The sequence below is a fragment of the Methyloversatilis sp. genome, assembly GCF_030696805.1.
Classification (GTDB): Bacteria; Pseudomonadota; Gammaproteobacteria; order Burkholderiales; family Rhodocyclaceae; genus Methyloversatilis.
Window position 1 is genome coordinate 62,786 of record NZ_JAUYRO010000092.1, and the last position, 24,985, is coordinate 87,770.

Here is a 24,985-nt window from a genome sequence, read left to right on the forward strand (position 1 = left end):
CGGCAGGAAACGGCTCGAAGACTATCGGCTGACCAGCGCGAGCATCAGCGGCGTCGTCACCGCGGCGAGCGCGGTCGACATCAGCAGGCTGCCGGCCACCGGGCCCTGCATGACCTGGAACTGGCGCGACATCAGATAGACGTTGGCGCCGACCGACAGCGAGGCGAGCAGCACGACGGTGCGCGTTTCGGTTTCGGGCAGGCCCAGCGCGACGGCCAGCGCCCAGACAATCAACGGATGCAGGCCCAGCTTGAGCACGCTGATCGACGCGCTCTGTCGCCAGTGCGAGCGCACGCCGAATTCAGCCAGCCCCATGCCAAGCGCAATCAGCGACAGCGGCAGCGCGGCGTCAGCCAGTAGTTTCAGCGGCTCATCGATCAGCCCGGGCAGCGTCAGTCCGCTCAAACCGAACAGCGTGCCGGCGAGAATCGCGGCCACCAGCGGGTTGGTCAGCACACCGCGCGCCGTCTTGCCGAATCCAGCCAGGGTCAGCGCACCGTGGCGCGCCCACTCTACCGATACGGTGACCAGGGTCCACAGGATCAGGGCGTTGAACACCACCACAAGCGCCGCCGACGGCATGGCCGACTCGCCGAGCAGCGTGTGCGTCAGCGGCAAGCCCAGCAGCACATTGTTGGAAAACACGCCTCCCAGCGCAAACAGCGACTGCGACACGCCGTCGAGACTGAACAGCCGCGCCGACACGAGGCGGCCGATCACGAACACGATCAGGCAGGCACCGAAGAAAGCGATCAGCAGGCGCGCATCGACGGGCGGCAGGCCGGCAAAGCCACTCATCAGGCGAAACAGCATCGCCGGCAGTGCAATCGTGAACACGAATTTCGCCAGCGCATCGGCGCCGGCCTTGTTCCAGCCGCCCCATCTCATGATGGCGTAGCCGACGAACACCAGCACGAACAGCGGCGCCGCCAGCAGGATCTGTTGCAGGGCCGGATTCATGGAACTGCCGCACGGCGGCCTGAGCGCCTTGCGGAATGCGGAAAACGGGGGACTTCGGACACGTGGGCGGGCGGCGAGCGAAGGATGAACGACGCGCAGGATAGCAGCGGGCGCCGATCCCGACAGCGCGACCGGCGTTCAAGAGTGCCGCGTGCACTGCCGTTAGAACCCACTAACCAGTCTATTCGAGCGTCCTTCATGCCCCAAGCAACATCAGCAGTGGTAGCGGAGGCCGAAACGTCCCGCGGTGCCGACATCGTCCACAGCGCCAGTGGCGTGTCGGCGCGATACAAGGGTTTGAAGCTGACCAGTCACTTCCAGCCCATCTTCAGCCTGTCGCACTGTCGCGCCATCGGTCACGAAGGCCTGTTGCGCGCGGCCGACGCCGACCTCAACCCGGTCGCACCGGGACGGGTCCTCGCCAGCACCTCGGGCTATGAAGACCTGCGCTACCTCGACCAGTTGTGTCGCTATCTGCATGTGAATAACCATTCAGCCCACGATACGCACGGCGGCTGGCTGTTCCTGAACATCCATCCGGAAGTGTTCCGGCGCGGCCCGGACAGCGACCTGTCCGACTTCCTGCCCGAACTGTGCGAACACCCGAACATCGATGCACGCCGCATCGTCGTCGAAGTCATGGAACAAGCCGTGTCTGAACACGCAGGCTTTGCCCGCACGGTCGAATACCTGCGCGAGATGGGCTGCATGATTGCGCTCGACGACTTCGGTGCCGGCCACTCGAACTTCGACCGCATCTGGTCGCTGCAACCCGAAATCGTCAAGCTCGACCGGTCCTTCGCGATCAAGTCGGTGGAAGACCCGTCGGCCCGCCGCCTGCTGCCGCAGATCGTCAGCCTGATCCACGAAGCCGGCTCGCTGGTGCTGCTTGAGGGCGTCGAGACCGAAGCGCAGGCGCTGGCCGCGTTCGATTCCGACATCGATTTCGTACAGGGCTTCTATTTCGCCATGCCAGCCGCCGCGCCGGTCGATACGCGCGAAGTCAGTCCGGTGATCAATGCGCTGTGGGACCGCTTCAACACCACGCGCGGCAACGGTGCGCAGCGTTACCGCGAACTGATCGGCCCCTACATCCACGCCATGGGCGGTTGCGCCGTGCTGCTCGAAGAAGGTGTGCCGATGCACGAGGCCTGCCACGCCTTCCTGCAGCTCGAACGCGCCGATTGCTGCTTTCTGCTCGACGACCAGGGCCGTCAGGTCGGCCGCAATGTGCGTCCGGTCGATTCCGCCGGCCCGGAAGAAAGCCAGTACCGCGCGCTGTCGATCAACCGCCACGCACGCTGGTCGCGCCGGCCCTATTTCCGGCGCGCCGTCGATAATCTGGGCAAGGTGCAGGTGACGCGTCCCTATCTGTCGATTTCATCCGGCGTCCTGTGCGTGACCGTGTCGGTCGCCTACCGCGACTGGGACGACGAACTGCGCGTGCTGTGCGGCGACCTGCACTGGCCGCAGGTGGTCTGACGCAGCGACACGCCGCACCACGGTTGAACCGTCACAGGCGTGGCCTGTCTTCATCCACGTTGCCGTGCTGATTTCGCGCTGATGAATGCGTGCTCCAACCTGTTGCGACCGTGGCTGCGGACCTATGTCCTGCTGCTCCTGGTCGGTGCGCTGCCGCTGCAGGCGTTCGCCCTGCAGTGTCAGGTTCGCTGTGCGCTCGCCGGCCCGGCAATGCCGGGTGACATGCATATCGATGCGGCCATGGATGGCGCCATGTCCGACAGCCAGGCCAGTCATGACTGCCACGAAGCGGCCGACGCGATCGACGATTGCCCGAATGGTGCTCAATGCGCTGCCGCGCATGCGATCGCGCTGCCGGTGACCGGGACGGCACACGCAACGGCAGGCATCGATATGGTCAGCACCCATACTTTCACTGACCGGCCATCCCATACTCCCCTGCCGCCCGAACGTCCGCCCAGACACGGCTGAACACGCCGATCGCGACGCCTGTGCGTCGCAGCCGTTGTTCAACGTTCAGGAGTTCATCATGCTCGATCCATCGGGTTCGCCCGCGCGCGACTTCCGCTCGCGCACGCTGGCCGCCCTTGCGCTCAGTGCGCTCGCCAGCCAGGCGCACGCGGGATTCTTCATTCCGCGCGACATCACGATGTTCATGTTCACCGCATCACCCGACGCGCAGATGGCCGAAGTGGCACACGGTTTCCGCGCCGACCTGTCGGTCGCTGCCGGCCAGTCACGCTACCTGTCGGACGACGAAAGCATCGAGCGCCGCTACACGACGCTGCAGGCCAACTGGCTGGTGCATCGCCACTACGGCCGGGACGGCATCGCCAATGCATATATATATGGCGGACCGCTCGCCGCACGCGGCAGCGCCTACGACGAAGGTGGCACCGACAGCGGCAGTCGCAGCGGCGTCCATGGCGGTTTCTGGATGGACTACGAAACCCGGCGCATCTACACCCGGCTGTCCACCCACCTGTACCACGCCGGCAGCCAGACCCAGGCGGTCACCACCGCCCAGGCACTGTGGGCGCCCTATGCCGCCGACTACGAAGACATCGCACTGTGGTTCGGCCTGCAGGCCGAACGGCGCAGCACCCTGTCGGACGCCACCCAGATCACCCCGCTGGTGCGGCTGTTCCAGCGCCGCTGGTGGGTGGATGTCGGTGTCAGCGTCAACAGCCAGCATCGTGGCGACGGCTTCGTAAACGTCATGCTTCTGTTTTGAATTCAAGGAGATATCAAATGAATATTCGTACCTTCGCTGCTGCCTTATCGCTGTGCGCCCTGTCCGTCGGCCAGACCTGGGCGGCCCAGACCATCCGGATGCAGGTCGACGGACTGGTCTGCGCCTTCTGCGGCTCGGCCATCGAGAAAAAGCTGCGCTCCAACGCGGCAACCGATGACGTACTGGTCAGTCTGGAGCACAAGATCGTCGCGCTGAGTCTCAAGGACGGGCAGGACATCGCCGACGACCTGCTGCGCAAGCAGATCACCGACGCCGGCTATCTGGTGAAAAGCATCGAACGCGTGCCCGACACGCTGGACAACCTGCGCGCCGGACTGAAGGCGCGCTGACATGGGGCCGGCTGAAAGTCTTCGCGCCACATTGGGCGCGAGCTGGCTGTCGCTGCTGACCAGCAGCTCGACCCTGGTGTGCTGTGCGCTGCCGGCGCTGCTGGTGACGCTGGGCGCCGGTGCCAGCCTGGTCACGCTGACCAGTCATGTACCGCAGCTCATCTGGCTGTCGGAACACAAGGCCGTGGTATTCGGCGGGGCGGCGCTGGCGCTGCTGCTTGCGGGCGTTGCGCAGTGGCGCGCCCGCTCGCTGCCCTGCCCGGCTGACCCGGTGGCCGCACGCACCTGTCAGCGGGCGCGCAGGCTGTCGGCCGGCGTGTACGCCGCATCGGTTGCGCTGTACGCGATCGGCGCGTTCTTCGCTTTCGTGGCGCCGCTGTGGCTTTGACCGGCGTCAGGCAGCGCGCAGGCTGGCCAGCGCCGGCGCACGAAGCGCCGCGCGCAGGCCCAGCATGCCGGCCCCGACCACGGCCAGCGTACTGAACAGCATGCCGCCCAGCGGCTGGATGATGGATGGCACATAGGGCAACTGGAAGGCTTCGCGCGCCAGCACCATCGTCATCGCCACCGCACCGGCGGCAGCCAGCATGCCGGCCAGTGCGCCGAGCAGCGCGAATTCGGTCAGCAGCGATGCCCGGAGCTGACGGTTGCGCGCACCCAGCGTACGCAGCACCGCCAGTTCGAAGCGGCGTTCGTCATGCGTCGCCTCGATGGCCGCAAACAGCACGACCACGCCAGCCAGCAGCGCAAAGCCGAACACCACGCTGACCGCCGCCGACAGCTGGTCCATCAGCGCGCGGAACTGGCGCACCACGGCATCGACGTCGATCGCGGTCAGGTTCGGGAAGCGTGCCACGAGTTCGTTCGTGAAGGCGGCCGAGGCAGCCGGCAGGTGGAAGGACGTGATGTAGCTGGCCGGAAAGTCCTCGAGCACGCCGGGCGAAGCAACGACAAAGAAATTCACGTTCATCGAGTCCCAGGCCAGCTCTCGCAGGCTGTGTATCGTCGATTCGACCCGCTGGCCGGCGATCTCGAACGCCAGCCGGTCGCCGACGCGCAGCCCCAGTTCCTTCGCCAGCCCGGCTTCAACCGAAAAACCCGGCTGATCGGCCCGCCATGCGCCATCGACGATGCGGTTGCCGACCTGGAAGCTGTCCGACCAGGACAAATTGAATTCACGCTCGACCAGCCGCTGGGCGCGCATCGAGTCGTAGTTGTCGGGCGACGCCGGCTTGCCGTTGATGGCGGCCAGCCGGGCACGCGCCATCGGCAGCAGTTCCGGCGGTGTCAGGCCGGCGCGCGCGAATTCCTCGCGTACCGCGCCCAGCTGATCAGGCTGGATATTCAGGATGAAGCGGTTCGGCGCGTCTGCGGGCAGGCGGTTATGCCACGCATCGAGCAGGTCGCCGCGCACGATCACCAGCAGCAGCACTGCCGTCAAACCCAGCCCGAGCGCGGCGATCTGCATCACCGATGCGGCACGTCGCCGGGTCAGGCTGGCCAGACCGTAGCGCCAGCCGCCAGCCGTGCCGCCACGCAGCCGCGCCACCGCGGCCAGCGCCAGCCAGGCCACCGCGGCATAGACACCGCAGGCGAGCACGAACCCCCCGACGACGACCAGACCCAGCGTCAGATCACCCGCCATCAGCACGATCAGCGCCGACAGGCAGGCCAGACCGAAGCCATAGGCGCCCCACGAAATGCGGTCGGTTTCGTCCCATTCGCGGCGCAGCACGCGCAGCGTTGACACACGACGCAGGCGCAGCAGCTGCGGCCAGACGAAACCCAGCATCAGCGTCATGCCGACCGCGAAGCCATACACCAGAGGCAGCGGTCCCGGCTGCGGCAGCCGGGTGGCGAAAAGCCCCGCCAGCAGCGCCTCGACCCCGAACTGCGTCACGTAGCCGACAGCGCACCCGGCTGCGCAGGCCACGATGCCGACCAGCGCGAATTCGATCAGGAACAAGCGCGTCAGCCGCGCCTGCGTCGCGCCCAGGCAGCGCATAACGGCGCAGCCATCCAGATGCCGCTGCATGTAGCGGCGCGCCGACAGGCCGACGGCCACCGCGGCGAACACCACGGCCAGCATGGCGGCCAGACGCAGGAATTTCTGCGCCCGGTCGAGCGCCCCGCGTACCTCGGGCTGGGCTTCATCGACGGTTTCGATCTTTTCGCCTGCCGTCAGCTTTGACTTGAGCCATGACGCATAGCTGCGCACCGCGGCATCTTCGCCCGCCAGGTGCAGCCGGTAACTGATGCGGCTGCCCGGCTGGATCAGTCCGCTCGCCGGCAGATCGGCCGCGTTGAGCATGAGCCGCGGCACGATGGAAAAGAAACTGGCCCCGCGGTCGGACTCGAACGTGAGCACGGCCGCCACCTGCAGCGTGAGCTGACCCAACGTGAGGGTGTCGCCGGTGCGCACGCCCAGTGCGCTGGTTGCGCGTTCATCCAGCCACACGGTGCCGGGAGCGGGCAGCGAACGGGTTTCCGCGTCCGGCGCATTGAGCGCCGGCGCAGTGCGCAGCTTGCCGCGCAGCGGATAACCGTCGGACACCACCTTGACGCCGACCAGCTGGGCGCCGTCGGCGCTCGACGCCATGCTGGTGAAACTCCAGCTTCTGGCAGCGCGCAGGCCGCGTGAGCGCGCCTCGTCGGCATAGGCGTCAGGCACCGGGTCGCGCGCGGCGACCAGCAGGTCGCCGCCGAGCAGCTGGTTTGCTTCGCTGACCACCGAACGCGATACGCGATCGGTGAAGAAGGACACTGAAGTCAGCGCGGCAACCGCCAGCAGCAGCGCCACCAGCAGGATGCGCAGCTCGCCGGCACGGAAATCGCGCAGCGCCATGCGCGCGGCAAACATCAGGTCAGCTTTCATCGGGTGCTCTCTGCTTTCGATTCTTCTGCGTGGGTTCTTGTCATGCACAATGCGCGCCTTTCGTGTCCGGCCTGTGAGACCTTCGATGTCCGCAAACGATCTCGACAATTTCGTGACCGCCGTGGCGGCCGGCCGGCTGATTCCAGACCCGGGCACGATGTTCAACCCGTGGGGCGACCACGACCTCGTGCATGACCAATCGCCGGACGCGCCGCAGATCCGCGCCGACCATCTGTTTCGCTACCTGGCCGCCCGGCTGGGCCGCGCCCGCGTGCTGTTGATTGCGGAAGCGCCCAGCTACAGCGGCGCCAAATTCTCCGGCATGGCGATGACCAGCGAACGCGACGTGCTGGCGCGCTGTGCCGGCGGCCATGGCAATGAATACTTCGACGGCGGTTTCCGGCGCACCAGCCGCGAGCTGCCGCAGCTGAAGAACCGCGACGGCATGCTCGAGCGTACCGCCAGCATCGTGTGGGGCGCGATGCGCGACCAGAACTGGCAGGCGCGCGACTTCGTGCTGTGGAATGCAGTCGCCTATCACCCTCACCTGCCGGGTCAGCCGCTCACCAACCGCGCGCCCAGCGTGACCGAGCGGCGCGCGCTGCGGCCGCTGCTGGAACAGTTCCTCGCGCTCTTCCCGGGTGTGCCGCGCATGGCGATTGGCCGCATCTGCCAGGCCAGTCTGGCCGACATGGGCATCGAAGCCCTGCCGGCGCGTCACCCCAGTTACGGCGGCGCACCCGAGTTTCGCGCCGCGGTCAGCGCGCTGCGCGACCGGCTCACTGACGGGCAAGTTTGACGAAGCACGCGTCCGGCTGTTCGAAATTGCTGCGCCAGGGGTTGATGTCCAGCCCGCCACGCCGTGTGTAGAAAGCGTTCACCGTCAGACGCTCCGGCCGGCAGCGCTGCAGCAGATCGATATAGATGCGCTCGACGCAGTGTTCGTGGAAATCGGCGTGATTGCGGAAGGACACGACGTAGCGCAGCAGGCCTTCGCGATCGATGCGCGGACCACGGTAATGCACCCGCAGCGTCGCCCAGTCCGGCTGCAGCGTGACCGGGCAGTTGGTTTTCAGCAGATCGGAGCGCAGGCACTCTTCGACCGGATCACCGCTCGCCGAAAGCAATGAGGCATCCGGCAGGTAGCAGTCGAAATGCAACTCAGGCGCATCGATCGAGTCGCCCGCGAGTGCGACCCCGTGCGTTCCGACCAGCGCCGGCAGTGCGTCGAGCGCATACAGTTCGACCATCACGCCCGACTGGCAAGCGGCTGACAGATCGGTTTCGATCAGCGCACGCACCGCTTCGCGCGACACCATGCGCTCATTGTTGTAGCTGTTCAGGTAGAGCTTCAGCGATTTCGATTCGACCATGCACAGGCTGTCGGCCGGAATGTCGAAGCGGCCGATCGCCACCTGCGGCTTGCCGTGCGGGTCCAGCCAGGATATTTCCCACGCATGCCAGCGATCGATGCCGGAGAACGGCAGCGGCTGCCCCTGCAACAGACCGAGCGACTGGCGTGAGGCGATGCGCTGCATTGGAAACAGCAGGCCGGCGTCGTAGCGATCCGGATAGTCGGTGCTGTGCCCGAGCGGCGAATGCGACGGCAGCTGGCGTTCGTCGTCCATTACTTCCCCATCGACTTGCGGATCAGCGCCGCGGCGTCGGTATTGCCGGCTTTCAGTGCCCAGTCGACCGCTGTTTCGCCATCGCGCCCGCGTACCCGGGCGTCGGCACGCGCCGCCAGCAGCACCTGAACCGTGTCGATGTTGTTGCTGCGCGCGGCCAGCATCAGTGCGGTCGCGCCATTCGGTGCCAGCGCATCAACCGGTGCGCCGCGCGCGATCAGCGCCTTCAGCGGCGCGCTGTGCCCCTGCATGGCAGCGTAATGCAGTGCCGACCAGCCCTGCGTGTTGACCGGGTCGGCGCCTTTGGCCAGCAGCAGGTCGACCACTTCGGCGTGACCGTTGTAGGCCGCCACCGCCAATGCGGTTTCGCCGACCGCATTGACCGCTTCAAGCCTGGCGCGGCGATCGAGCAAGGCCTTGACCAGATCGAGGTGACCGGCACGCGACGCGATGATCAGCAGCGTTTCGCCGCGCGGATCGACCGAATTCACGTCCAGCCCGCGATCGACGAAGGCGGCCACGGTGCGCGCGTCGCCCAGATTCGCGGCATTGATCAGGTCGTCGTAGGCCGCGCCCAGCACGCCGCTGGTCGCAGCGAGGCAGGTGCTCAGCACCAGAATGCGCAGGGTCTTCATGCCGCCACTCCGATGCGGCCCGCCAGTCGGGCAGCGTCGCCGAACACGCGGAAGAAATTGTCGCTCGTGATGCGGGCGACGTCGTCGAGCGACAGGTCGCGCACGCGCGCCAGTTCGGCAGCCACATGCGGCACGAAGGCGGGCTCGTTCATCTTGCCGCGATAGGGCACCGGCGCAAGGTAGGGCGAATCGGTTTCGATCAGCATGGCGCGCGCCGGAATGGCCCTGGCCACATCGCGCAGCGACTGCGCGTTCTTGAACGTGATGATGCCGGAAAAGGAAATGCAGAAACCCATGTCGATCGCCGCTTCGGCCATGTCCAGCGATTCGGTGAAACAGTGCATGACGCCGCCGACTTCGTGCGCCTTTTCCTCGCGCATGATGGCCAGCGTGTCTTCGGCCGCCGATCGGGTGTGGATGATGAGCGGCTTGCCGCATTCGCGTGCAGCACGGATGTGGGTGCGGAAGCGGGCGCGCTGCCATTCGAGGTCGCCGGTCAGGCGGAAGTAATCCAGCCCGGTTTCACCGATCGCCACCACGCGCGGATGGTCGGACAGCTTCACCAGTTGCGCGACATCCGGTTCGGTCACGTCTTCATAGTCCGGGTGCACGCCAAGTGATGCGTACACATTGTCGTGCCGGTCGGCCATGGCCGTGACGCGCGGCCACTGTTCGATATTGACCGACACGCACAGCGCGTGACTCACCTGCTGCGCCCGCATGTTGGCAAGCAGTTCGTCCTCGCGGACGGCCAGGTCGGGAAAGTCGATGTGGCAGTGTGAATCGATGAACATTGAAGAACCGGATTAAACGTGTGGGTTGGGGTGGCCCGGATCACGCCCGGGGCCACCCGGTCAAAGCGTATGGGTCTGCCGGCTGGACGCCAGATGGGTGCCGATGACCGATTCGATCTTGGCGCGGGCCGCCTTGCTGCTGTCGTCTTCACCGAAGCGCAGGCCGATGCCTTGCTGCTTGCCGCCCTGCGCGTCCGGCGGCGTCACCCACGCGACGGTGCCCTGGATCGGCAACTTGGCCGGATCGTCCATCAACTGGAGCAGCAGGAACACCTCGTCGCCGATCTTGTAGACGCGGTTGGTCGGTAGAAAGATACCGCCGCCCTTGAGGAAAGGCATGTAGGCGGCGTACAGCACCGATTTCGAGCTGACGGCGAGTGACAGAACGCTGCGGCGGTTGCCCGACGTGACCTGCGGTTCGCTCATTCCTGTTGTCCTGGGGTCGGCCGACATCAAGTACATCAAGTCATTCGCTCAGCGTGGCGCCCGGAACAGCCTGGCGTAACGCAGCAGCATGTCTTCCACAAAAAGGCGCGCATTCAGCGGGTGATGCGCCAGCGCCCGTACTTTCAGCAATTCATTGTACCCACGCAGCACGGTCGCGACATCGCTGCGTTGTGCAAGCGCTTGCAACGCCGGCTGGCGCGCCACGAACACACGCGGCGCACCGGCTGTCGATTGCATGACCAGATCGGCCATCCAGCGCTGCAGCCAGGTCACCAGCGTCGGCAGGTCGGTCAGCCCGGGTTCGCCCTTCTTGCGACCCTGCAGCCAGCCGGCCCAGCGCGCGGCGACTTCCAGCGGTGCATCGATTGCGTGCCTTGATACATCATCGACAAACTGGCTCTGAATCTGAGCGTCTTTTGATGCCGCCAGATCGCGTGCATGCAGCGGCGCCCCGGCGCACAGCGCCAGCGCATCGGCCACCTGCGCGACACCCCGAGCCTTGAGCCAGGCCATCGACTGTTCGATCGGCGGCAGATGGAAGGGCAGCAGCCGGGTGCGGCTGCGTATCGTCGGCAACAAATTTCTTGGCCGATCTGAAATCAATAAAAACAAAGTATTTACCGGCGGCTCTTCGAGTACCTTCAGAAGAGAATTGGCGGACTCGGACAGCATGGCTTCGGCCGGATACAGCAGCACCACGCGGTAGCCGCCCTGATGCGATCCCACGGCGAGCCGTTCGATGACGGCGCGCACCTGCGCGATTCGGATCAGTTTCGACTTCGCCTTGCCACCTTCGCCGTCCTCTGCGTCATCGGCCTCGCCGGCGTCGTCGTCGAGCGCTTCCGGGCGTACCGTCAGCAGGTCGGGATGATTGTCCGTCGTGATCAGCACGCAGGACGCGCACACGCCGCAGGCGGCTTCAGTGCCGCGGGCACGTTCGCACAGCATGCGTGCGGCCAGCGCCTCGGCAAATTCGCGCTTGCCGACACCGGACGGACCGGCCAGCAGCAGCGCGTGCGGCATGCGATCCGCCCCGGCGAGCAACTGATTCCACTGCGGCTTCAACCAATCATGAATCATTCAATTACAGTAGCTTGAGAGAATTTCTTCGAGTCGATTCGAGACAAGGCCCGGGCGCACTGACGCGTCGATGACCCGCATGCGCACCGGGTCGGCGGAAGCCCGCCCGAGATAGGCCGCCCGTACACGGTTGAAAAAATCGGCCTGCTCGCGCTCGAATCGATCCGGGTCGCCACCACTCGCGGCCAGTCGTTGCGCCGCCACTTCGCATGGCAGATCGAACAGCAGCGTCAGGCCTGGCTGCAGACCGCGCTGCACCCACTGCTCCAGCACACCCAGCCGTGCCGTGTCGATGCCGCGACCGCCGCCCTGATAGGCGAAGCTGGCGTCGGTGTAGCGGTCGCACAGCACCCAGTCGCCGCGCGCCAGCGCCGGTTCGATCACCTGCGCCAGATGCTCGCGCCGGGCGGCGAACATCAGCAGCGCCTCGGTATCGGCATGCATGGCTTCGTGCAGCAGCAATGCGCGCAGCGATTCGCCCAGTGGCGTACCGCCCGGCTCGCGCGTCAGCAGCACGGTGTCGCCGCGCGCGCGCAACCAGTCTGCGGCGTGGGCGATCTGGGTGCTCTTGCCGGCGCCATCCATGCCTTCGAAAGTGATGAAACGGTATGACTGCTCATGCATGGCGGTCTTGCCTGCGTTCATCGTGTTTTCGTTCATCGCTCAAGGGGTTCATTTGCGTTCACTCCTCGCCGGCCGACGCTGATAGCGGTCGACGGCGCGGTTGTGTTCGGCCAGCGTGCGCGAGAACTCGCTGCTGCCATCGCCGCGCGCCACGAAGTAATAGTAGGGGCTGGGCGCCGGATTGAGGGCGGCATCGATCGCCGCCCGACCGGGCAGCGCGATCGGCGTAGGAGGCAGGCCGCCCCGGGTGTAGGTGTTGTACGGCGTGTCGGAACGCAGATGGGCACGCGTGAGATTGCCATCAAAGCGCTCGCCCAGACCATAGATCACGGTCGGATCGGTCTGCAGCGGCATGCCGACACGCAGGCGATTGACGAATACCGACGCGATCATCGGCCGGTCGGCTGCGGTGCCGGTTTCCTTTTCGATGATGGACGCCATGATCAGCGCGTCCTGCGGCGAGCGATATGGGAGATCGGCCGGGCGCTTTTCCCACGCCTGCGCAAGCTGGGCCTGCATCGCGTGATGCGCGCGTCTGAGCACCGCAAGATCACTGTCGCCCCTGGCAAACAGATAGGTGTCGGGGAAAAACCAGCCTTCGGCGAATGTCGCATCGCTGCCGATGCGGGCGAGCAGTTGCGCGTCATCCAGCGCAGCGGCTTCCTGCAGCAGATCCGGATGCGCCGCCAGCGCCGCGCGGGCCTGGCGCCAGGTCCAGCCTTCGATCAGCCGCACTTCGCGCAGCGTCACGTCGCCGCGCGTCATCATTTCGAGCAGCTCGACCGGCGTCAGCCCGCTGCGGAAGGCATAGCTGCCGGCCTGCAGCTTCGTACCGTCGACGGCAAAGCGGCCGATGAGACCCATCAATGCCGGCTCGACCGGCACACCGGCCGCAGCGATCTGACGGGTCGCCTGACGCAGGGCCGTTCCGGGGCGCAGCGTGAATTCGACGGCTTCGCCCTCCCAGATCAGCGGACGCTGGGCGTACCAGGCCAGTGCAGCGGCAACGGCAAGCGCTGTGACCAGCGCGAGCACGAAGAGACGGACGAGAACACGGAGCATGCAGAAAGGCGGATGGCGGGCGGCGCAGCACGCCGGGTCGCATATGTTAACCTCTATGACGTGTCGCCGACCCTCAGCGTCAACCGCCTGACTCCAGTCTTTGCCAACCATGACATTCAACGATCTTCTCCCGGCCGGCACTGTTGCCGCAGATGGCCAGTTCCCGGCCATGCTCGATGCCGCCGCCGAAATGCGCGCGGCGCATGATGGCGCCGTACTCGTTCCGCTGAGTCATCTGTCGCGTCTGCATGCCGACGGCGAAGACGCGGCGACCTTCCTGCACAACCTGTTGACGCAGGACGTCAAGGGGCTGCCGGCCGACGCCCTGCGTTACGCCGGCTTCTGCAGCCCGAAAGGTCGCCTGCTGGCCGCCTTCACGATCTGGCGCGAGGGCAGTGCCGTTGTCGTGCAGTTGCCGACGGCGCTGGCTGAAGCGATGCGCAAGAAGCTGTCGATGTATGTGCTGCGCTCGAAAGTGACGCTTTCGGACAACAGCGCGGCGCGCCCGGCGCTTGGTCTGGCGGGCGGCAACGCCGTCGCTGCGCTGGGTGCAGCCGGTCTGACGGTGCCTGCGCAACTCATGGCCACGGCGGTCACTGACGACGTGACGGTACTGAAACTGGCCGAAGACAGATTCGAAATCGTGCTGCCGGCGGAACGCCTTGCGCCGCTGTGGAGCGCGCTTTCGGCCCATGCAATGCCCGCCGGCACCCCGGTCTGGCGGCGCTTCGACATTCGCGACGGATTGGTCAGCGTGTGGCCTGAAACACAGGAGTCTTTCGTGCCGCAGATGGTGAATTTCGAGCTGACCGGCGGCGTGAATTTCAAGAAGGGCTGCTATCCGGGGCAGGAAATCGTCGCCCGCACCCAGTATCTGGGCAAGCTCAAGCGGCGCATGTACCGCGCGCAGGCCGACTGCCCGCCGCCGCTGGCAGGTACGCCGGTGTATGGCACCGACACCAACGATCAGGCCTGCGGCGAAGTGGTCGATGCGGTCGCCCATCCGGAGGGCGGCTGCGAGCTGCTGGCCGTGATCCAGATGTCGAGCACGACCGCCGGCCCCGTGAAGCTGGCCAGCCCGAATGGCGCCGCTCTGACGCTGCTGCCCCTGCCTTACACGCTGGGCGAGTGATGGCCGTGCGCATCGACTACTTCGTGTATTACCGCATTGATGCCGGGCGCGAGGCCGAACTGCTGGCGGCGCTGGCCACCATGCAGGCCTCGCTGCACGCGGCGACCGGCATCGCCGGCCGGGTGCGGCGCCGGCTCGACGACCCGTCGACCTGGATGGAAAGCTACGAAGGTGTCAGCGACCAGTACGAATTCGAGATCGAACTGGGCAGCCACGCGTTCCGCCATGGCCTGTACGAACTGCTGGCCGAAGGCAGCCGGCGCCACATGGAACGTTTCCGCGCGCCCGGATGAGTGGCCGGAAAGCCCTGTCATGTGCCTGATCGCGCTCGGCTGGCGGGTGCGGCCCGACATGCCGCTGCTGGTCATCGCGAATCGCGACGAATTTCATCGCCGCCCGACGGCACCGCTGGCGTTCTGGCCGGATGCGCCGACGGTGCTGGCCGGGCGCGATCTGCAATCCGGTGGCACCTGGATGGGTGTCACCCGCGGCGGCCGCTTTGCTGCGCTGACCAATTTCCGCGATCCGTCCGCGCAGCGCCCGGACGCCCGCTCGCGCGGCCTGCTGGTGTCCGGTTTCCTGAGCGGGCACGCCAGTGGGCACGATTACGCGAACGCGCTGCGTCGCGACGGCGGCGACTACAACGGCTTCAATCTGCTGCTGTGCGACGGCAACTCGCTGATATGGATCGGTCATCCGGGCGACGGCAAGGTCAGCGTGCGCCCGCTTGAACCTGGCCTGCACGCCGTATCCAATCACCTTCCGGGCACACCGTGGCCCAAGCTCGTACGGGCGCTCGACGGCCTTTCACGGATGCTGGGCAGGCCGGAAGCTGCCCAGGCACCGGCCTTCGATGCCCTCACCGAACCGGCCTTCGCCCTCCTTGCCGACGACACGCCGGCGGACGACGCCGACCTGCCGGACACTGGCGTCGGCATCGAGTGGGAACGCCGGTTGTCGCCGGTTTTCATCAACGGTGATGAGTACGGCACCCGAGCAGGTACCGTGCTGCAGCTGACCGAAAGATACCTGTCTGTCGAAGAGCGTCGCTACGGCAGCAGAGGCCGATACCAGGGCGCATCGCGTTTCACTCTTCAGCATTGAAGGCCGGCAGCCCCTTTTTCGTACGTGTGCGATCAAGTTTTGTCTCTAATATGTCGAAAAAGCAGATTGTTGCGGCCACGTCTCCGCTTTCAACCCCCGTCAAATGATCGCCGCACCCCTGCCCTCCGGAGAAATCCAACGACTGGCTGCGCTGAACGATACCGCGCTGCTCGACACGCCTGCCGAGCTGTCGTTCGACGACCTGACACGTCTTGCGTCGATGATCTGCGGTACGCCGATGGCGGCAATCAGCCTGGTGGACCATGACCGGCAGTGGTTCAAGTCGCGCATCGGGATCGATGCGCCGGAAACACCCCGCGACATCGCGTTCTGCGCCCACAGCATCCTTCAGTCAGACGTGATGATGGTGGGCGATGCCCGCTGCGACGAGCGCTTTCACGATAACCCGCTGGTGACCGGCCCCATGGGTATGCGCTTCTACGCAGGCGCACCGCTCGACATCGGCACGGGCGAGCGCATCGGCGCACTGTGCGTGCTGGACATCGTGCCGCGCCAGCTCAATGACGCCCAGCGCGAGGCGCTTGCTGCACTGGCGCGTCAGGTCGTCGCTCAGATCAGGTTGCGAGACAAGGTGATTGCGCTACAGGAAGCCACCGCGCGCCAGTCGCTGTTCGAGCAGCAACTGCAGCGCTTCAACGAGGAAATGCAGACGCTGGTTGCGCTGCGCACGCGCGAACTGCAGCAGGCACGCGACCGGGCGGAACTGTATTTCGACGTCGCCGGCAACATGATGGTGGTGACCGACGCGGCAGGCCGGATCGAACGCGCCAACTGCCGCACGGGCGAGGTTTTGCGCCGGCCGAGCGGGTCGCTGCGCGGCGAGGACTGGTTCGACCTGTGCTTCCCGGCGCAGGAACGCGCTGCAGCCCGTGAATTCTTCACCGGCCTGATCGACGCCGGAAGCGACAGTTCGCGTCGTTTCCATGGCCGGGTGATGACGTCGGACGGACAATTCCGTACGGTGGCATGGCACACCACGCGCCTGGTCGATGAACGCGGCATCGGCATTGGTCTGCTCGGCATGGGTGAAGACATCACGGCCCGGCTCGAAGCTGAAGAACACCTGCGCCGGACGCTGGACGAACTCGAGCGCAGCAACATGGGGCTGCAGCAGTTCGTGCATGTCGCCTCGCACGACCTGCGCGAGCCGATCAACTCCATCCTCAACTTCGCCAAGCTGCTGGCGCGCGACCGCCATGAGGCGGACAGCGAACGCATCGACCGTTACATCGATTTCATACTGCGCGGCGGCGAGCGCCTGCGCACGCTGGTCAATGACCTGCTTTCCTTCGTACGCATCGACAACAGCGAAGCGCGGCTTGACCGCGTGGACCTGAATGAAAGCCTCGAAGACACCCGGCAGGTACTGTCCGATGCGATCGAAAAGGCCGGTGCCACGCTGCACGTGGCACCGCTGCCGGCGGTGCAGGGCGACCGTACCCTGCTGGGCCTGCTGCTGCAGAATCTGGTCAGCAATGCGCTGAAGTTCAAGCGGCCGGACGTGGCGCCGGTCATCCGCATCCGCTCCGAATCGGATGAACATGAGCTGCGCATCCAGGTGATCGACAACGGCATCGGCATCGCCCATGATTTTCACGAGAAGATTTTCGGCGTGTTCCAGCGTCTGCACGCGCGCTCGGAATACGAAGGCACCGGTCTTGGCCTTGCTTTGAGCCGGCGCATTGCCGACATGCACGGGGCGCGACTGTATGTGCAGTCGGAAGAAGGCCGCGGCAGCTGTTTCGTGCTCGCGTTGCCACTGTCGGCCTGCCTGCCGACCACGCCGCCACGGATGGCCGCCGCATGACCAAGCCATTGCTGCGTACCATCATGTTGATCGACGACAGCGAAGCCGACAATTTCTTCCACGGCCTGCTGCTGGAACGTTCCGGTCTTGCGTTGCGCCTGGAGGTATTCGAATGGGCGGAGAAGGCGCTCGTGTGGTTTGCCGACAACCCACGCCACGATGTCGATCTCGTGCTGCTCGACATCAACATGCCGCGCATGGACGGTTTCGAATTTCTCGACCGCTTTCATCTGCTGCCCGACGAACACAAGGGCGACGCGCGCATCTGCATGCTCAGCTCGTCACCGCTCGACCACGAACGTGAACGCGCGATGGGCTACCCGCGGGTCGCGGATTTCATCGTCAAGCCGCTGGAGAGTGAAATCCTGCCTCAACTTGCGAGGGTGCGCACCATCCGCTGATGCTCGATGCCGACTTCGTCGAACGTCGGCCCCTCGGCGGTGAATCCGGCCTTTTCGTAGAAGCCGGTGGCATGTATCTGGGCGTGCAACTGCAGCAAGGGCATGCCGCCCTGTTGCGCCGAGTCGATCAGCGCATCGAGAATGGCGCGGCCGATTCCCTGCCCTCGCCAGGCCGCCTGTACCGCCATGCGACCGATATGTCCGTCCGGCAGCAGACGTCCGCAGGCCACCGGCGCGCCATCGACGCACGCCAGTGCATGCCGGCTGATCGCGTCGTCGGCGTCCCACTCCAGCTCGTCCGGGATGCCCTGTTCGACGATGAACACCGCCTCGCGCACCGTCCTGAGCGCCGGCTCGAGCGTTGCCCAGCCCCCGACAACGACAGTCAGCGCGCTCAATCGCGGATTTCCACCGCCGATCCGGTCGGCACCAGTTCGAACAGTTCGATGATGTCGCGGTTGCGCATGCGCACGCAACCTATCGACCCGGGCACCCCCATCTCGGCCGTGTCCGGACTGCCGTGCAGGTAGATGAAGCGGCGCATCGTGTCGACCTCGCCCAGGCGGTTGAAGCCCGGCTCGCAACCGGACAGCCACAGGATGCGGGTCAGTATCCAGTCCCGGCCGGGCTGACTGGCCGCGAGCTCGGGCGACCAGACTTCGCCGGTCGGGCGGCGCCGCCCGAACACCGTGTTGACAGGCACATCGCCACCGATGCGCGCGCGGATGACGTGGCGTCCGCGCGGTGTGCAATAGCTGCCGCGCTTCTCCCCGCTGCCGTTGCGCGCGGTGGATACACGGTAGCGACGGATCAGCACATCGCTATCGTCGTACAGCTGCATCCACTGGGTGGGGATGTCGAGCGCCAGGCGCATCAGGCGGTATCGGTGCGACGGCGGCGGGCGGCAAAAAAATCGCTCAACACACGGCCGCATTCCGCTTCGAGCAGACCGGATTCGACCGTCGCGTGGTGATTCAGACGCGCTTCGGCAAACAGATCGGTCACGCTGCCGCAGGCACCGGTCTTGGGATCGCGCGCCCCGAACACTACGCGCGCGATGCGCGCATGCTGGATCGCGCCGCTGCACATGGCACAGGGTTCGAGCGTCACATACAGCGTGCAGCCAGGCATGCGGTAATTGCCGAGGGCCTGGCCGGCTGCGCGCAACGCCATCACTTCGGCATGCGCCGTCGGGTCGTTCGCCATGATGGGCCGGTTGTAGCCGCGGCCGACGATTTCACCGTCGCACACGACGACTGCACCGACCGGCACCTCACCCAGCGCGCCGGCCTCGCGCGCGAGCGCGAGTGCTTCGTTCATGAATCCGAGGTCGGTATCTGTGGTGCTCATGAACGCCGCCCGCCCGGGCTCAGCTCGGGCGGGGTTCGGCCACCCGTACGCCGAAGCGCAGCATTGAATCAACGCCGATGATCAGGACGAGCGCGCTGATGAACAGCACCATGCCGGCAAAGCCATGCAGGAAGCCCTGGCCCGCTTCGTCGCCGAAGTGGTAAGTGATCAGCGTCAGAACGATGACCCGGATGACGTTGGCGCAGAACGAGATCGGCACGATCAGGATGGCCAGCGTGATGTTGCGGCTCAGCGAATCGTGCTTCACCAGATTGAGGTAAAGCAGGCCGAGCGCTTCAAGCGTGAACAGCGAATGCAGGCCGGCGCAGGCGTCCGCCACCAGCAATTGGTACTGGCCGATGACGAGGATGACGCCGGTACGTGCGATCGGGTAACCCAGGGCGTACAGCAGATGTTCGGCCGCCCACGACACGCCCATCTTCATCGGCTGGGTGATGGTGTCGACCAGCACACCGGGCAACGGAATCATGAACAGCATGAAAAACAGCGGAAACCACAGCCGGAGCAGCGTCGACTTGCCGAAAAACACCAGCAGCAGGCCGGCCAGCAGCGGAATCAGCGAGCCGATTTCGAAGATCAGGATGTCCTGCGAGCGTCCCAGCGCGTACAGCAGCAACGCAAACACCAGCACCGGCCAACCCAGCCCGGGCGCCGGTGTGTACTCGATGCTGTCGGCGATTTCGTTCCACTTGGTATATAGCAACCACAGCGAAACAGCGAGCACGATCGGACCGTGCGCGTTCTCGTCGGTGGCCCAGATTCCGTTGAAAAGGTCGTGGAAGCTCGGCCCGAACATGGCCGCCATACCCGCAATGACGATCCAGAATGGCGCCCATCCTGCGGACAGGGCATGCAGACCGAGCCGCATCGAAGACTGGGAAGACATGGACGGAAGATTCACAAGCGAAAGACCTCTTTGACCAGGAACATCAGGGCTCGTTCATCACCGAGCCGACGACGGTGGCACTCGCGGTGACCAGTTCGTCGGCCAGGCGATGCAGGCGCGATGCACGGCTCACGTTCTTGCGTGCCACCATCAGCGCGCCACTGGCTCGCACGGCGATGGTCTGTGCGTCGGCGTATTCGGCGCCCGCCGGCGTATCGATCAGGATCACGTCGAAATCCTTCGCCAGCTGGGCAAGCAGCTGGCTGAACATCGGTCGCGACAGCAACTCCTGCGGGTTCGGCGGCACGGCGCCCGCCGGCATGACGCACAGGTCAAGCAGCGCCGGGACGCGTTGCACGGCTTCCGGGCCACCGCGTCCGGCCAGCGTTTCCGACAGGCCGAGCCGATTGCTGACGGAAAACATCGTGTGCTGGCGCGGATTGCGCATGTCGGCATCGATCAGCAGCGTTCGCTCGCCCAACTGCGAAAAAACGACAGCCAGATTGGCGGCGATGAAGCTGCGCCCTTCGCCACGTTCCGGGCTGACGATGGCCAGCGTCTTTCGCTCGGCTTCGGCATCGAACCAGCGCAGCATCAGCTGGCTGCGCAGCGCGCGCAATTCTTCAACCTGGTGCGTGAAGGGACGATAAGCCGCGACGACCTCGTCGCTGACACTGCTTTCGCCAGATTGCAGGAAGGGGTAATCGAACTGACGCGACAACGCAAACTGGATGTCCGATTCCTTCAGCAGACCGAGCGAGATCGCCGCGTCGCCAAAGCGCAGACCACCGTCGCGCTGAGCGCGCAGGATGCGTTCGGCACCGTCCGGGCTGAGCCGCCCGGCGTCGATGAGGATGGCGCCGATGGCCCGGCCGGAGCCGGTGTCGAGCGAAGTGGATGCATTCATTCCAGAGTGTCCTTCAGGCTGCGGCTGCGCGGGCGCGCTTGGCACCCTTGCCGAATTTGGCGGTCGAAATCAGACCCAGTACGGGCACCCCGAGAAGCTGCTGCAGATCATCATCACCGCGGATGCGCTGGTCGAGCAGTTCGAGCAGCAGTACGGTACCCACGGCGAGCAGCACACCGAGGAACACGGCGACCAGCGTGTTGAGCAGCAGGTTCGGGCTGGAATGTTCCAGCGGCGGCGAGGCCGGCGTCAGCACAACGATATTGGTCTGCGTGGTCTGGCTTTCCAGGCTGGTCTGCGTGAAACGCTGCGCCACTGCGTCGTAGGCGCGCTGCGCGCTTTCGACCTCACGCTGGAGGACCGCCAGGTCATCACGTTGCTTCTTCAGTTCCAGAACCTTGTCTTTCTGCGCCGCCAGGGATGCCTTGACCTCGGCTTCACGTTGCACATTGACCCGGTTGCTGGTGCCCAGCGTGCTGGCGACCTTCTTCATTTCCGCATCGAGCTTGGCGCGCAGCGAATCGACCTCGCCCTGGGCGCGCTGGTACTCCGGATGATTGCGGCCGAAGCGCTGGCTGGCGTCGGTCATCCGGGCCTCGCCGCGTGCCAGCTCCGACTTGAGCCCGATGATGAGCGAATTCTGCTGCACTTCCGGCAGCGTCTCGATCTGCGACTGACTGACCTGTGCCTGACGCGACGCACTGTCGCTGCGCTGCGCCTGGATCGCGGTGTACTGGCTCGACAGCTCGGCGAGACGGGCATTTTCGATATCGAGCCGCTCGTCGGTATTAACGATACCGCTTTCCTTCTGGAACTCCGACAGCTTGGTCTGCGCCTTTTCAAGCTCTTCGCGCAACGACTTCGACTGGCCGGAGAACCAGGCGGCGTACTGCTTGGCCGGCTCGATCTTCAGTTCGAGATTGGTATCTATGTAGGCCTGGGCAAAGGCGTTTGCCACGGCAGCGGAGAACGCGGGATCCTGGCCGGAAAACGCGATCGACAACACATTCGATTCGCGCGACGGACGCACATCAAGCTTCTTTTTAAGCAATTCGGCGAAGTAGGCATCGATCGAGCCTCTGCCATCGGTCGCCTCGCGCCACTGCTCGACCGCCTGCGCACTCTTTTCGAAACCGAGCACCCGCACGACGCGCTGAGCGACGCGGTCCGAGGTCACGATGTCGATCTGTGTCGCCATGTAACCTGGCGACACCAGGCCCGGCAGCGTGACGCCGAGAATCGGATCCGGCGACTTGACATCGATCAGCACAGACGCTGCCGATTCGTACTGTTTGGGCAGTACGAGACTCACCGCCACGGTGGTTGCAACAACCACGAAAAGCACGGCGAGCCCGACCAGCCAACGTGCGCGAAGAATCAGAAGAAACTGCTGGAAAGTCATGAATTCATCCGATCAGAAAAGGCTTTCGCGCACATACACGACATCATCACTCAGCAGTGGCAACGCCATTTCGGGTTCCATCGTATCAACCTGGCCCGAAGCGTTGCGGCGATGCAACCGGATCCGCTTGTCGGTGCCGCGCAGCGTGATGCCGCCACCCTGGGCGAGTGCCTGCATGACCGACATGCCGCGCTCCAGGCGATACGCCCCCGGGCGATTCACCTCGCCGTAGATGTAGAACACGGGCGCACGATGCACATACAGCATGTCTCCGCCCTGCACCGCGATGTCCGACTTCATGCCATCCGGCTGGAACAGCGACGGGACATCGACTTCCATGCGGAACGGCTGACCGTTGCGCGTACCGACCAGCGTCACGACGTCTGCACCATTGACTGACGCACCGCCGGCAATGGCCAGGATGTCGGTCACTGTCGTGCCGGCGATCTCGATCGGGTAGCGGCCCGGGCGATTCACCTGCCCGAGTACCGAAACCTGGTTTCCGCGTATCTGAAGCACCAGCACATTAACCTGAGGCTTCAACACGAAGCCGCCTTCACGCAGCTTGTCCGCGATCAGCTTTTCGGTCGCCGGCAGCGTGAGGCCGCCGACGTTGACCGCCCCGATCAGCGGATAGGTGATGCTCCCGTTCTCGGTTACCCGCGTTTCGACGGTGAGATCGGGATTCTGGAACACGGTCACGCGAACCACGTCGCCGGAACCGAGTGCATATTCACGGGCATCGACCGCATGGGCCATCGGCAGCAGGAGTGCGCTGAACCAGAGTGCACACAGCAGGCGCAAAAACTTCGTCATGGTGGACATATCCAGGTGATGAAGGTGACTGAAGCCCTCTGGAAGAGGGCCGGAAAGCGCGGCCGGGCGTCCTACTTGAGGCCCGACAGGCCCTTGTCAACCGCGGTGCCGGCATCCGGCGACGCAGCCGGAGGCGCTTCGGTCGTCGATACCGGCGCAGTGGCTGTCGCCGGCTCATCGGCTGGCGCGCTGAATTCACCGAGGTATTCGATCTTGCCCGTGTCACGCAGCTTCTTGACCTCGGCCTTCGCCAGTTCGGTCTTGCGCTGATTGAGCAGGAACTGTTCGATCACCGGCTGGGCGCCCTTCTCGTCGACCGGCACGCTGCGCGAAGCCGCCACTTCAAGCAGCAGTATCGTGTTGCCGGAGCGGATGATGCCGACCTGACCATCCTTGAGCTTGTGTATGTTCTTGACCATTTCCAGCGGCAACTGCTCGGCCGGCTTGGTCACTGCGTTGGCCGTGAAGCGCACGTTCTCCGACCGCAACCATTCTGCAACCTGTTGCATGTTGCGCGGTTCCGCCATGTACCCCTGCAGCTTCGGCATGAATTCCGGGCCGGCCTGGATCGCAAGTTCGCGCAGGCTGAAGATGCGACGTTCGGAAAACAGTTCGGGATGTTCGGCGTAGTAAGTGCTGATATCGGACTCGGTCGGCTTGGGCGCAACCGCCGAAACCTGTTCCAGGTAGGCGCGGGAAAGCACCTCGCGCTTGGCCGCTTCGATCGCCTGCAGGGTTTTCGGGTCGCGGTCGAGCTTCTTGTCGATCGCCTGCTGCACGAGCAATTCCTGGTCGATCAGTCGTTCCAGCACCTGACGGCTCGCGGCCTTCGCCTGTTCGGGGCTGCTCACATTGGTGCGCTGCATGACCTGGTTGATCTGATGCACCGACACTTCACCGCCGTTCACCTTGACTGCGACCTGTGTCGCGACCTTCTTGTCACCGCTCTCTCCGCCGCACGCCGCCAGCATTGCCGTCGCCAGGATGGAAAGAACGAGTGCTCGACCTGCGTGGTGTGACATGTTGTCCCCGAAAAATTTGTTGCGGATTTGTGACACTTAGGTCGATTGCCAAGATAGCCCAAGTCCTCAAGCATTAACAGTACCCGCGCAGTGTTACGGCGCCATTGCGTGAAATGTTTCCGTAATGGAGCGGACTCCGGATGCGCGTTTGCAGAATGTTTCAAGTCCGGACGCGCGCTCACCTGTTGTCTTTCCATCCTGGTGGGTGCGCTGTCTGGCGGGTGTGGCGGGTGTGGCCGCACAGGCTAGAATCGGCGCTGACCCTGCATCCGGTTTCACCATGTCCATTCCAGCCGAATCATTTCTCAGCGCCCTGCAGGTTTTCGCGGCCCATGAACGCATGGATCCGCTGATGCTGCTGTGCAAACTTACCGAAGAATGCGGAGAACTGGCCGAGGCTGTGCTGGTCGAGCGCGGTTTCAAGCCGCACAAGACGCTGGAGCCTGAAGCCGCCATCGCCGAAGCCGCAGACGTGCTGTTGTGCATGTTGCTGGTTCTGAGCCGGCTTTACCCGGGACTGACACCCGAACAGCTGGCCACCCGGCTGTCGCAGCGAGCCGACGACAAACTCGCGCGCTACGTCGCGCGCCAGCCCGCACTGCGGGCCTGAGCCACCATGCCTGTTTTTGAACTCAGCGCACTGCTGGTCATCGGAGGCTTGATATGGTTGTGGCTGGACAGCCTCAGCGCTCGCGAAATCGGCATGGAGGCGAGCCGGGCAGCCTGCCACGCTGATGGCGTGCAGCTGCTCGACGACACGGTGGCCATCCGCAAGGCCTGGCTGGCACGCGACGACAACGGACAGATGCGCATCCAGCGTACCTATGGCTTCGAATACAGCGATGACGGCACACGACGCCGGCAAGGGTCGGTCACCTTGATCGGCAAGCGGGTCGTCGCGCTATACATCGCACCCCACATCATCTGATACGGCCGACCTTGAAC

The 24,985-nt window shown here is 65.0% G+C and carries 30 protein-coding genes; 13 read left to right on the forward strand and 17 right to left on the reverse strand.

The window, feature by feature from the left end; translation table 11 throughout:
* Positions 1-21 precede the first annotated feature (21 nt).
* The gene (locus Q8R75_RS14575; protein WP_305613066.1) at positions 22-960 is read right to left on the reverse strand and encodes an AEC family transporter; all 939 of its coding nucleotides are present in this window, start codon (positions 958-960) and stop codon (positions 22-24) included.
* 198 nt (positions 961-1,158) lie between these two features.
* Between Q8R75_RS14575 and Q8R75_RS14580 the strand changes: the two genes are divergently transcribed.
* The 5 genes from Q8R75_RS14580 (at position 1,159) to Q8R75_RS14600 (ending at position 4,414) form a co-directional block, all read left to right on the forward strand.
* Positions 1,159-2,442, forward strand: coding sequence for an EAL domain-containing protein (locus tag Q8R75_RS14580; protein ID WP_305613063.1), 1,284 nt, complete (start codon positions 1,159-1,161; stop codon positions 2,440-2,442).
* Positions 2,443-2,523: 81 nt separating this feature from the next.
* On the forward strand, positions 2,524-2,913 hold the full coding sequence (locus Q8R75_RS14585; protein ID WP_305613062.1) for a hypothetical protein: 390 nt from the start codon (positions 2,524-2,526) through the stop codon (positions 2,911-2,913).
* A gap of 58 nt (positions 2,914-2,971) precedes the next feature.
* Complete coding sequence (locus Q8R75_RS14590) at positions 2,972-3,676, forward strand: hypothetical protein (RefSeq protein WP_305613061.1); 705 nt, start codon at positions 2,972-2,974, stop codon at positions 3,674-3,676.
* 17 nt (positions 3,677-3,693) lie between these two features.
* Positions 3,694-4,026, forward strand: a complete 333-nt coding sequence (locus Q8R75_RS14595) for a heavy metal-associated domain-containing protein (RefSeq protein WP_305613058.1) — start codon at positions 3,694-3,696, stop codon at positions 4,024-4,026.
* 1 nt (position 4,027) lies between these two features.
* Entirely contained in the window at positions 4,028-4,414 is a 387-nt protein-coding gene (locus Q8R75_RS14600) for a hypothetical protein (RefSeq protein ID WP_305613057.1), read from the forward strand.
* 6 nt (positions 4,415-4,420) lie between these two features.
* Here the strand turns inward: Q8R75_RS14600 and Q8R75_RS14605 are convergent, their stop codons facing one another.
* A complete protein-coding gene (locus Q8R75_RS14605) occupies positions 4,421-6,901 on the reverse strand; it encodes an FtsX-like permease family protein (RefSeq protein WP_305613055.1) in 2,481 nt (826 codons plus the stop codon).
* An 85-nt stretch (positions 6,902-6,986) separates the two neighbouring features.
* Here Q8R75_RS14605 and Q8R75_RS14610 point away from each other — a divergent pair, with 85 nt between their 5' ends.
* Positions 6,987-7,700 carry a uracil-DNA glycosylase gene (locus Q8R75_RS14610; RefSeq protein WP_305613053.1) on the forward strand — a complete coding sequence of 238 codons (714 nt, stop codon included), beginning with the start codon at positions 6,987-6,989 and terminating at the stop codon, positions 7,698-7,700.
* On the opposite strand, the gene queF is transcribed toward Q8R75_RS14610, so the two are convergent.
* From queF to mltG, 7 genes are read right to left on the reverse strand one after another with little or no spacing between them, the layout of a single operon-like run.
* Positions 7,681-8,529: an NADPH-dependent 7-cyano-7-deazaguanine reductase QueF gene (queF, locus tag Q8R75_RS14615; protein ID WP_305613052.1), complete on the reverse strand. Its 849-nt coding sequence runs from the start codon at positions 8,527-8,529 to the stop codon at positions 7,681-7,683. The genes Q8R75_RS14610 and queF overlap by 20 nt on opposite strands.
* Complete coding sequence (locus Q8R75_RS14620) at positions 8,529-9,164, reverse strand: ankyrin repeat domain-containing protein (protein WP_305613050.1); 636 nt, start codon at positions 9,162-9,164, stop codon at positions 8,529-8,531. Before Q8R75_RS14620 ends, queF begins: the two co-directional genes overlap by 1 nt.
* On the reverse strand, positions 9,161-9,958 hold the full coding sequence (locus Q8R75_RS14625) for a TatD family hydrolase (protein WP_305613048.1): 798 nt from the start codon (positions 9,956-9,958) through the stop codon (positions 9,161-9,163). The genes Q8R75_RS14620 and Q8R75_RS14625 overlap by 4 nt, the downstream gene beginning before the upstream one ends.
* Positions 9,959-10,018: 60 nt before the next feature.
* A complete protein-coding gene (locus Q8R75_RS14630) occupies positions 10,019-10,384 on the reverse strand; it encodes a PilZ domain-containing protein (RefSeq protein ID WP_305613046.1) in 366 nt (121 codons plus the stop codon).
* A gap of 48 nt (positions 10,385-10,432) precedes the next feature.
* Positions 10,433-11,428: a DNA polymerase III subunit delta' gene (holB, locus tag Q8R75_RS14635; protein WP_305663778.1), complete on the reverse strand. Its 996-nt coding sequence runs from the start codon at positions 11,426-11,428 to the stop codon at positions 10,433-10,435.
* 57 nt (positions 11,429-11,485) lie between these two features.
* On the reverse strand, positions 11,486-12,109 hold the full coding sequence (gene tmk, locus Q8R75_RS14640) for a dTMP kinase (protein WP_305613085.1): 624 nt from the start codon (positions 12,107-12,109) through the stop codon (positions 11,486-11,488).
* Positions 12,110-12,157: 48 nt separating this feature from the next.
* On the reverse strand, positions 12,158-13,171 hold the full coding sequence (mltG, locus tag Q8R75_RS14645; protein WP_305613042.1) for an endolytic transglycosylase MltG: 1,014 nt from the start codon (positions 13,169-13,171) through the stop codon (positions 12,158-12,160).
* Between the two features lie 109 nt (positions 13,172-13,280).
* Between mltG and Q8R75_RS14650 the strand changes: the two genes are divergently transcribed.
* The 5 genes from Q8R75_RS14650 to Q8R75_RS14670 all read left to right on the forward strand — a co-directional run bounded on the left by Q8R75_RS14650 (position 13,281) and on the right by Q8R75_RS14670 (position 17,636).
* On the forward strand, positions 13,281-14,303 hold the full coding sequence (locus Q8R75_RS14650; protein ID WP_305613041.1) for a folate-binding protein: 1,023 nt from the start codon (positions 13,281-13,283) through the stop codon (positions 14,301-14,303).
* The gene (locus Q8R75_RS14655; RefSeq protein ID WP_305613039.1) at positions 14,303-14,596 is read left to right on the forward strand and encodes a DUF4936 family protein; all 294 of its coding nucleotides are present in this window, start codon (positions 14,303-14,305) and stop codon (positions 14,594-14,596) included. Before Q8R75_RS14650 ends, Q8R75_RS14655 begins: the two co-directional genes overlap by 1 nt.
* Positions 14,597-14,615: 19 nt before the next feature.
* The gene (locus tag Q8R75_RS14660) at positions 14,616-15,407 is read left to right on the forward strand and encodes an NRDE family protein (protein WP_305613036.1); all 792 of its coding nucleotides are present in this window, start codon (positions 14,616-14,618) and stop codon (positions 15,405-15,407) included.
* Positions 15,408-15,510: 103 nt separating this feature from the next.
* Positions 15,511-17,235, forward strand: coding sequence for an ATP-binding protein (locus tag Q8R75_RS14665; RefSeq protein ID WP_305626097.1), 1,725 nt, complete (start codon positions 15,511-15,513; stop codon positions 17,233-17,235).
* Positions 17,232-17,636: a response regulator gene (locus Q8R75_RS14670; protein WP_305613031.1), complete on the forward strand. Its 405-nt coding sequence runs from the start codon at positions 17,232-17,234 to the stop codon at positions 17,634-17,636. Before Q8R75_RS14665 ends, Q8R75_RS14670 begins: the two co-directional genes overlap by 4 nt.
* Here Q8R75_RS14670 and Q8R75_RS14675 read toward each other — a convergent pair.
* The 8 genes from Q8R75_RS14675 to Q8R75_RS14710 all read right to left on the reverse strand — a co-directional run bounded on the left by Q8R75_RS14675 (position 17,606) and on the right by Q8R75_RS14710 (position 24,040).
* Entirely contained in the window at positions 17,606-18,034 is a 429-nt protein-coding gene (locus tag Q8R75_RS14675) for a GNAT family N-acetyltransferase (RefSeq protein ID WP_305613030.1), read from the reverse strand. The genes Q8R75_RS14670 and Q8R75_RS14675 overlap by 31 nt on opposite strands.
* Positions 18,031-18,510, reverse strand: a complete 480-nt coding sequence (locus Q8R75_RS14680; protein ID WP_305613024.1) for a L,D-transpeptidase — start codon at positions 18,508-18,510, stop codon at positions 18,031-18,033. Before Q8R75_RS14680 ends, Q8R75_RS14675 begins: the two co-directional genes overlap by 4 nt.
* The gene (gene tadA / locus Q8R75_RS14685) at positions 18,510-18,986 is read right to left on the reverse strand and encodes a tRNA adenosine(34) deaminase TadA (RefSeq protein WP_305613023.1); all 477 of its coding nucleotides are present in this window, start codon (positions 18,984-18,986) and stop codon (positions 18,510-18,512) included. Before tadA ends, Q8R75_RS14680 begins: the two co-directional genes overlap by 1 nt.
* A 19-nt stretch (positions 18,987-19,005) precedes the next feature.
* The gene (gene xrtB, locus Q8R75_RS14690) at positions 19,006-19,875 is read right to left on the reverse strand and encodes an exosortase B (RefSeq protein WP_305613084.1); all 870 of its coding nucleotides are present in this window, start codon (positions 19,873-19,875) and stop codon (positions 19,006-19,008) included.
* Between the two features lie 61 nt (positions 19,876-19,936).
* Complete coding sequence (gene epsG, locus Q8R75_RS14695; RefSeq protein ID WP_305613022.1) at positions 19,937-20,800, reverse strand: chain length determinant protein tyrosine kinase EpsG; 864 nt, start codon at positions 20,798-20,800, stop codon at positions 19,937-19,939.
* 13 nt (positions 20,801-20,813) lie between these two features.
* Positions 20,814-22,202, reverse strand: coding sequence for a chain length determinant protein EpsF (gene epsF / locus Q8R75_RS14700; protein ID WP_305613021.1), 1,389 nt, complete (start codon positions 22,200-22,202; stop codon positions 20,814-20,816).
* A 12-nt stretch (positions 22,203-22,214) separates the two neighbouring features.
* Positions 22,215-23,018 (reverse strand): polysaccharide export protein EpsE, encoded by an 804-nt coding sequence (gene epsE / locus Q8R75_RS14705; protein WP_305613019.1) that lies wholly within the window; start codon positions 23,016-23,018, stop codon positions 22,215-22,217.
* Positions 23,019-23,089: 71 nt separating this feature from the next.
* The gene (locus Q8R75_RS14710) at positions 23,090-24,040 is read right to left on the reverse strand and encodes an EpsD family peptidyl-prolyl cis-trans isomerase (RefSeq protein ID WP_305613018.1); all 951 of its coding nucleotides are present in this window, start codon (positions 24,038-24,040) and stop codon (positions 23,090-23,092) included.
* A 280-nt stretch (positions 24,041-24,320) separates the two neighbouring features.
* Between Q8R75_RS14710 and Q8R75_RS14715 the strand changes: the two genes are divergently transcribed.
* Together Q8R75_RS14715 and Q8R75_RS14720 are read left to right on the forward strand one after the other, a co-directional pair.
* The gene (locus Q8R75_RS14715) at positions 24,321-24,650 is read left to right on the forward strand and encodes a hypothetical protein (protein WP_305613016.1); all 330 of its coding nucleotides are present in this window, start codon (positions 24,321-24,323) and stop codon (positions 24,648-24,650) included.
* Positions 24,651-24,656: 6 nt separating this feature from the next.
* Positions 24,657-24,968 carry a DUF3301 domain-containing protein gene (locus Q8R75_RS14720; protein WP_069037634.1) on the forward strand — a complete coding sequence of 104 codons (312 nt, stop codon included), beginning with the start codon at positions 24,657-24,659 and terminating at the stop codon, positions 24,966-24,968.
* Positions 24,969-24,985 lie beyond the last annotated feature (17 nt).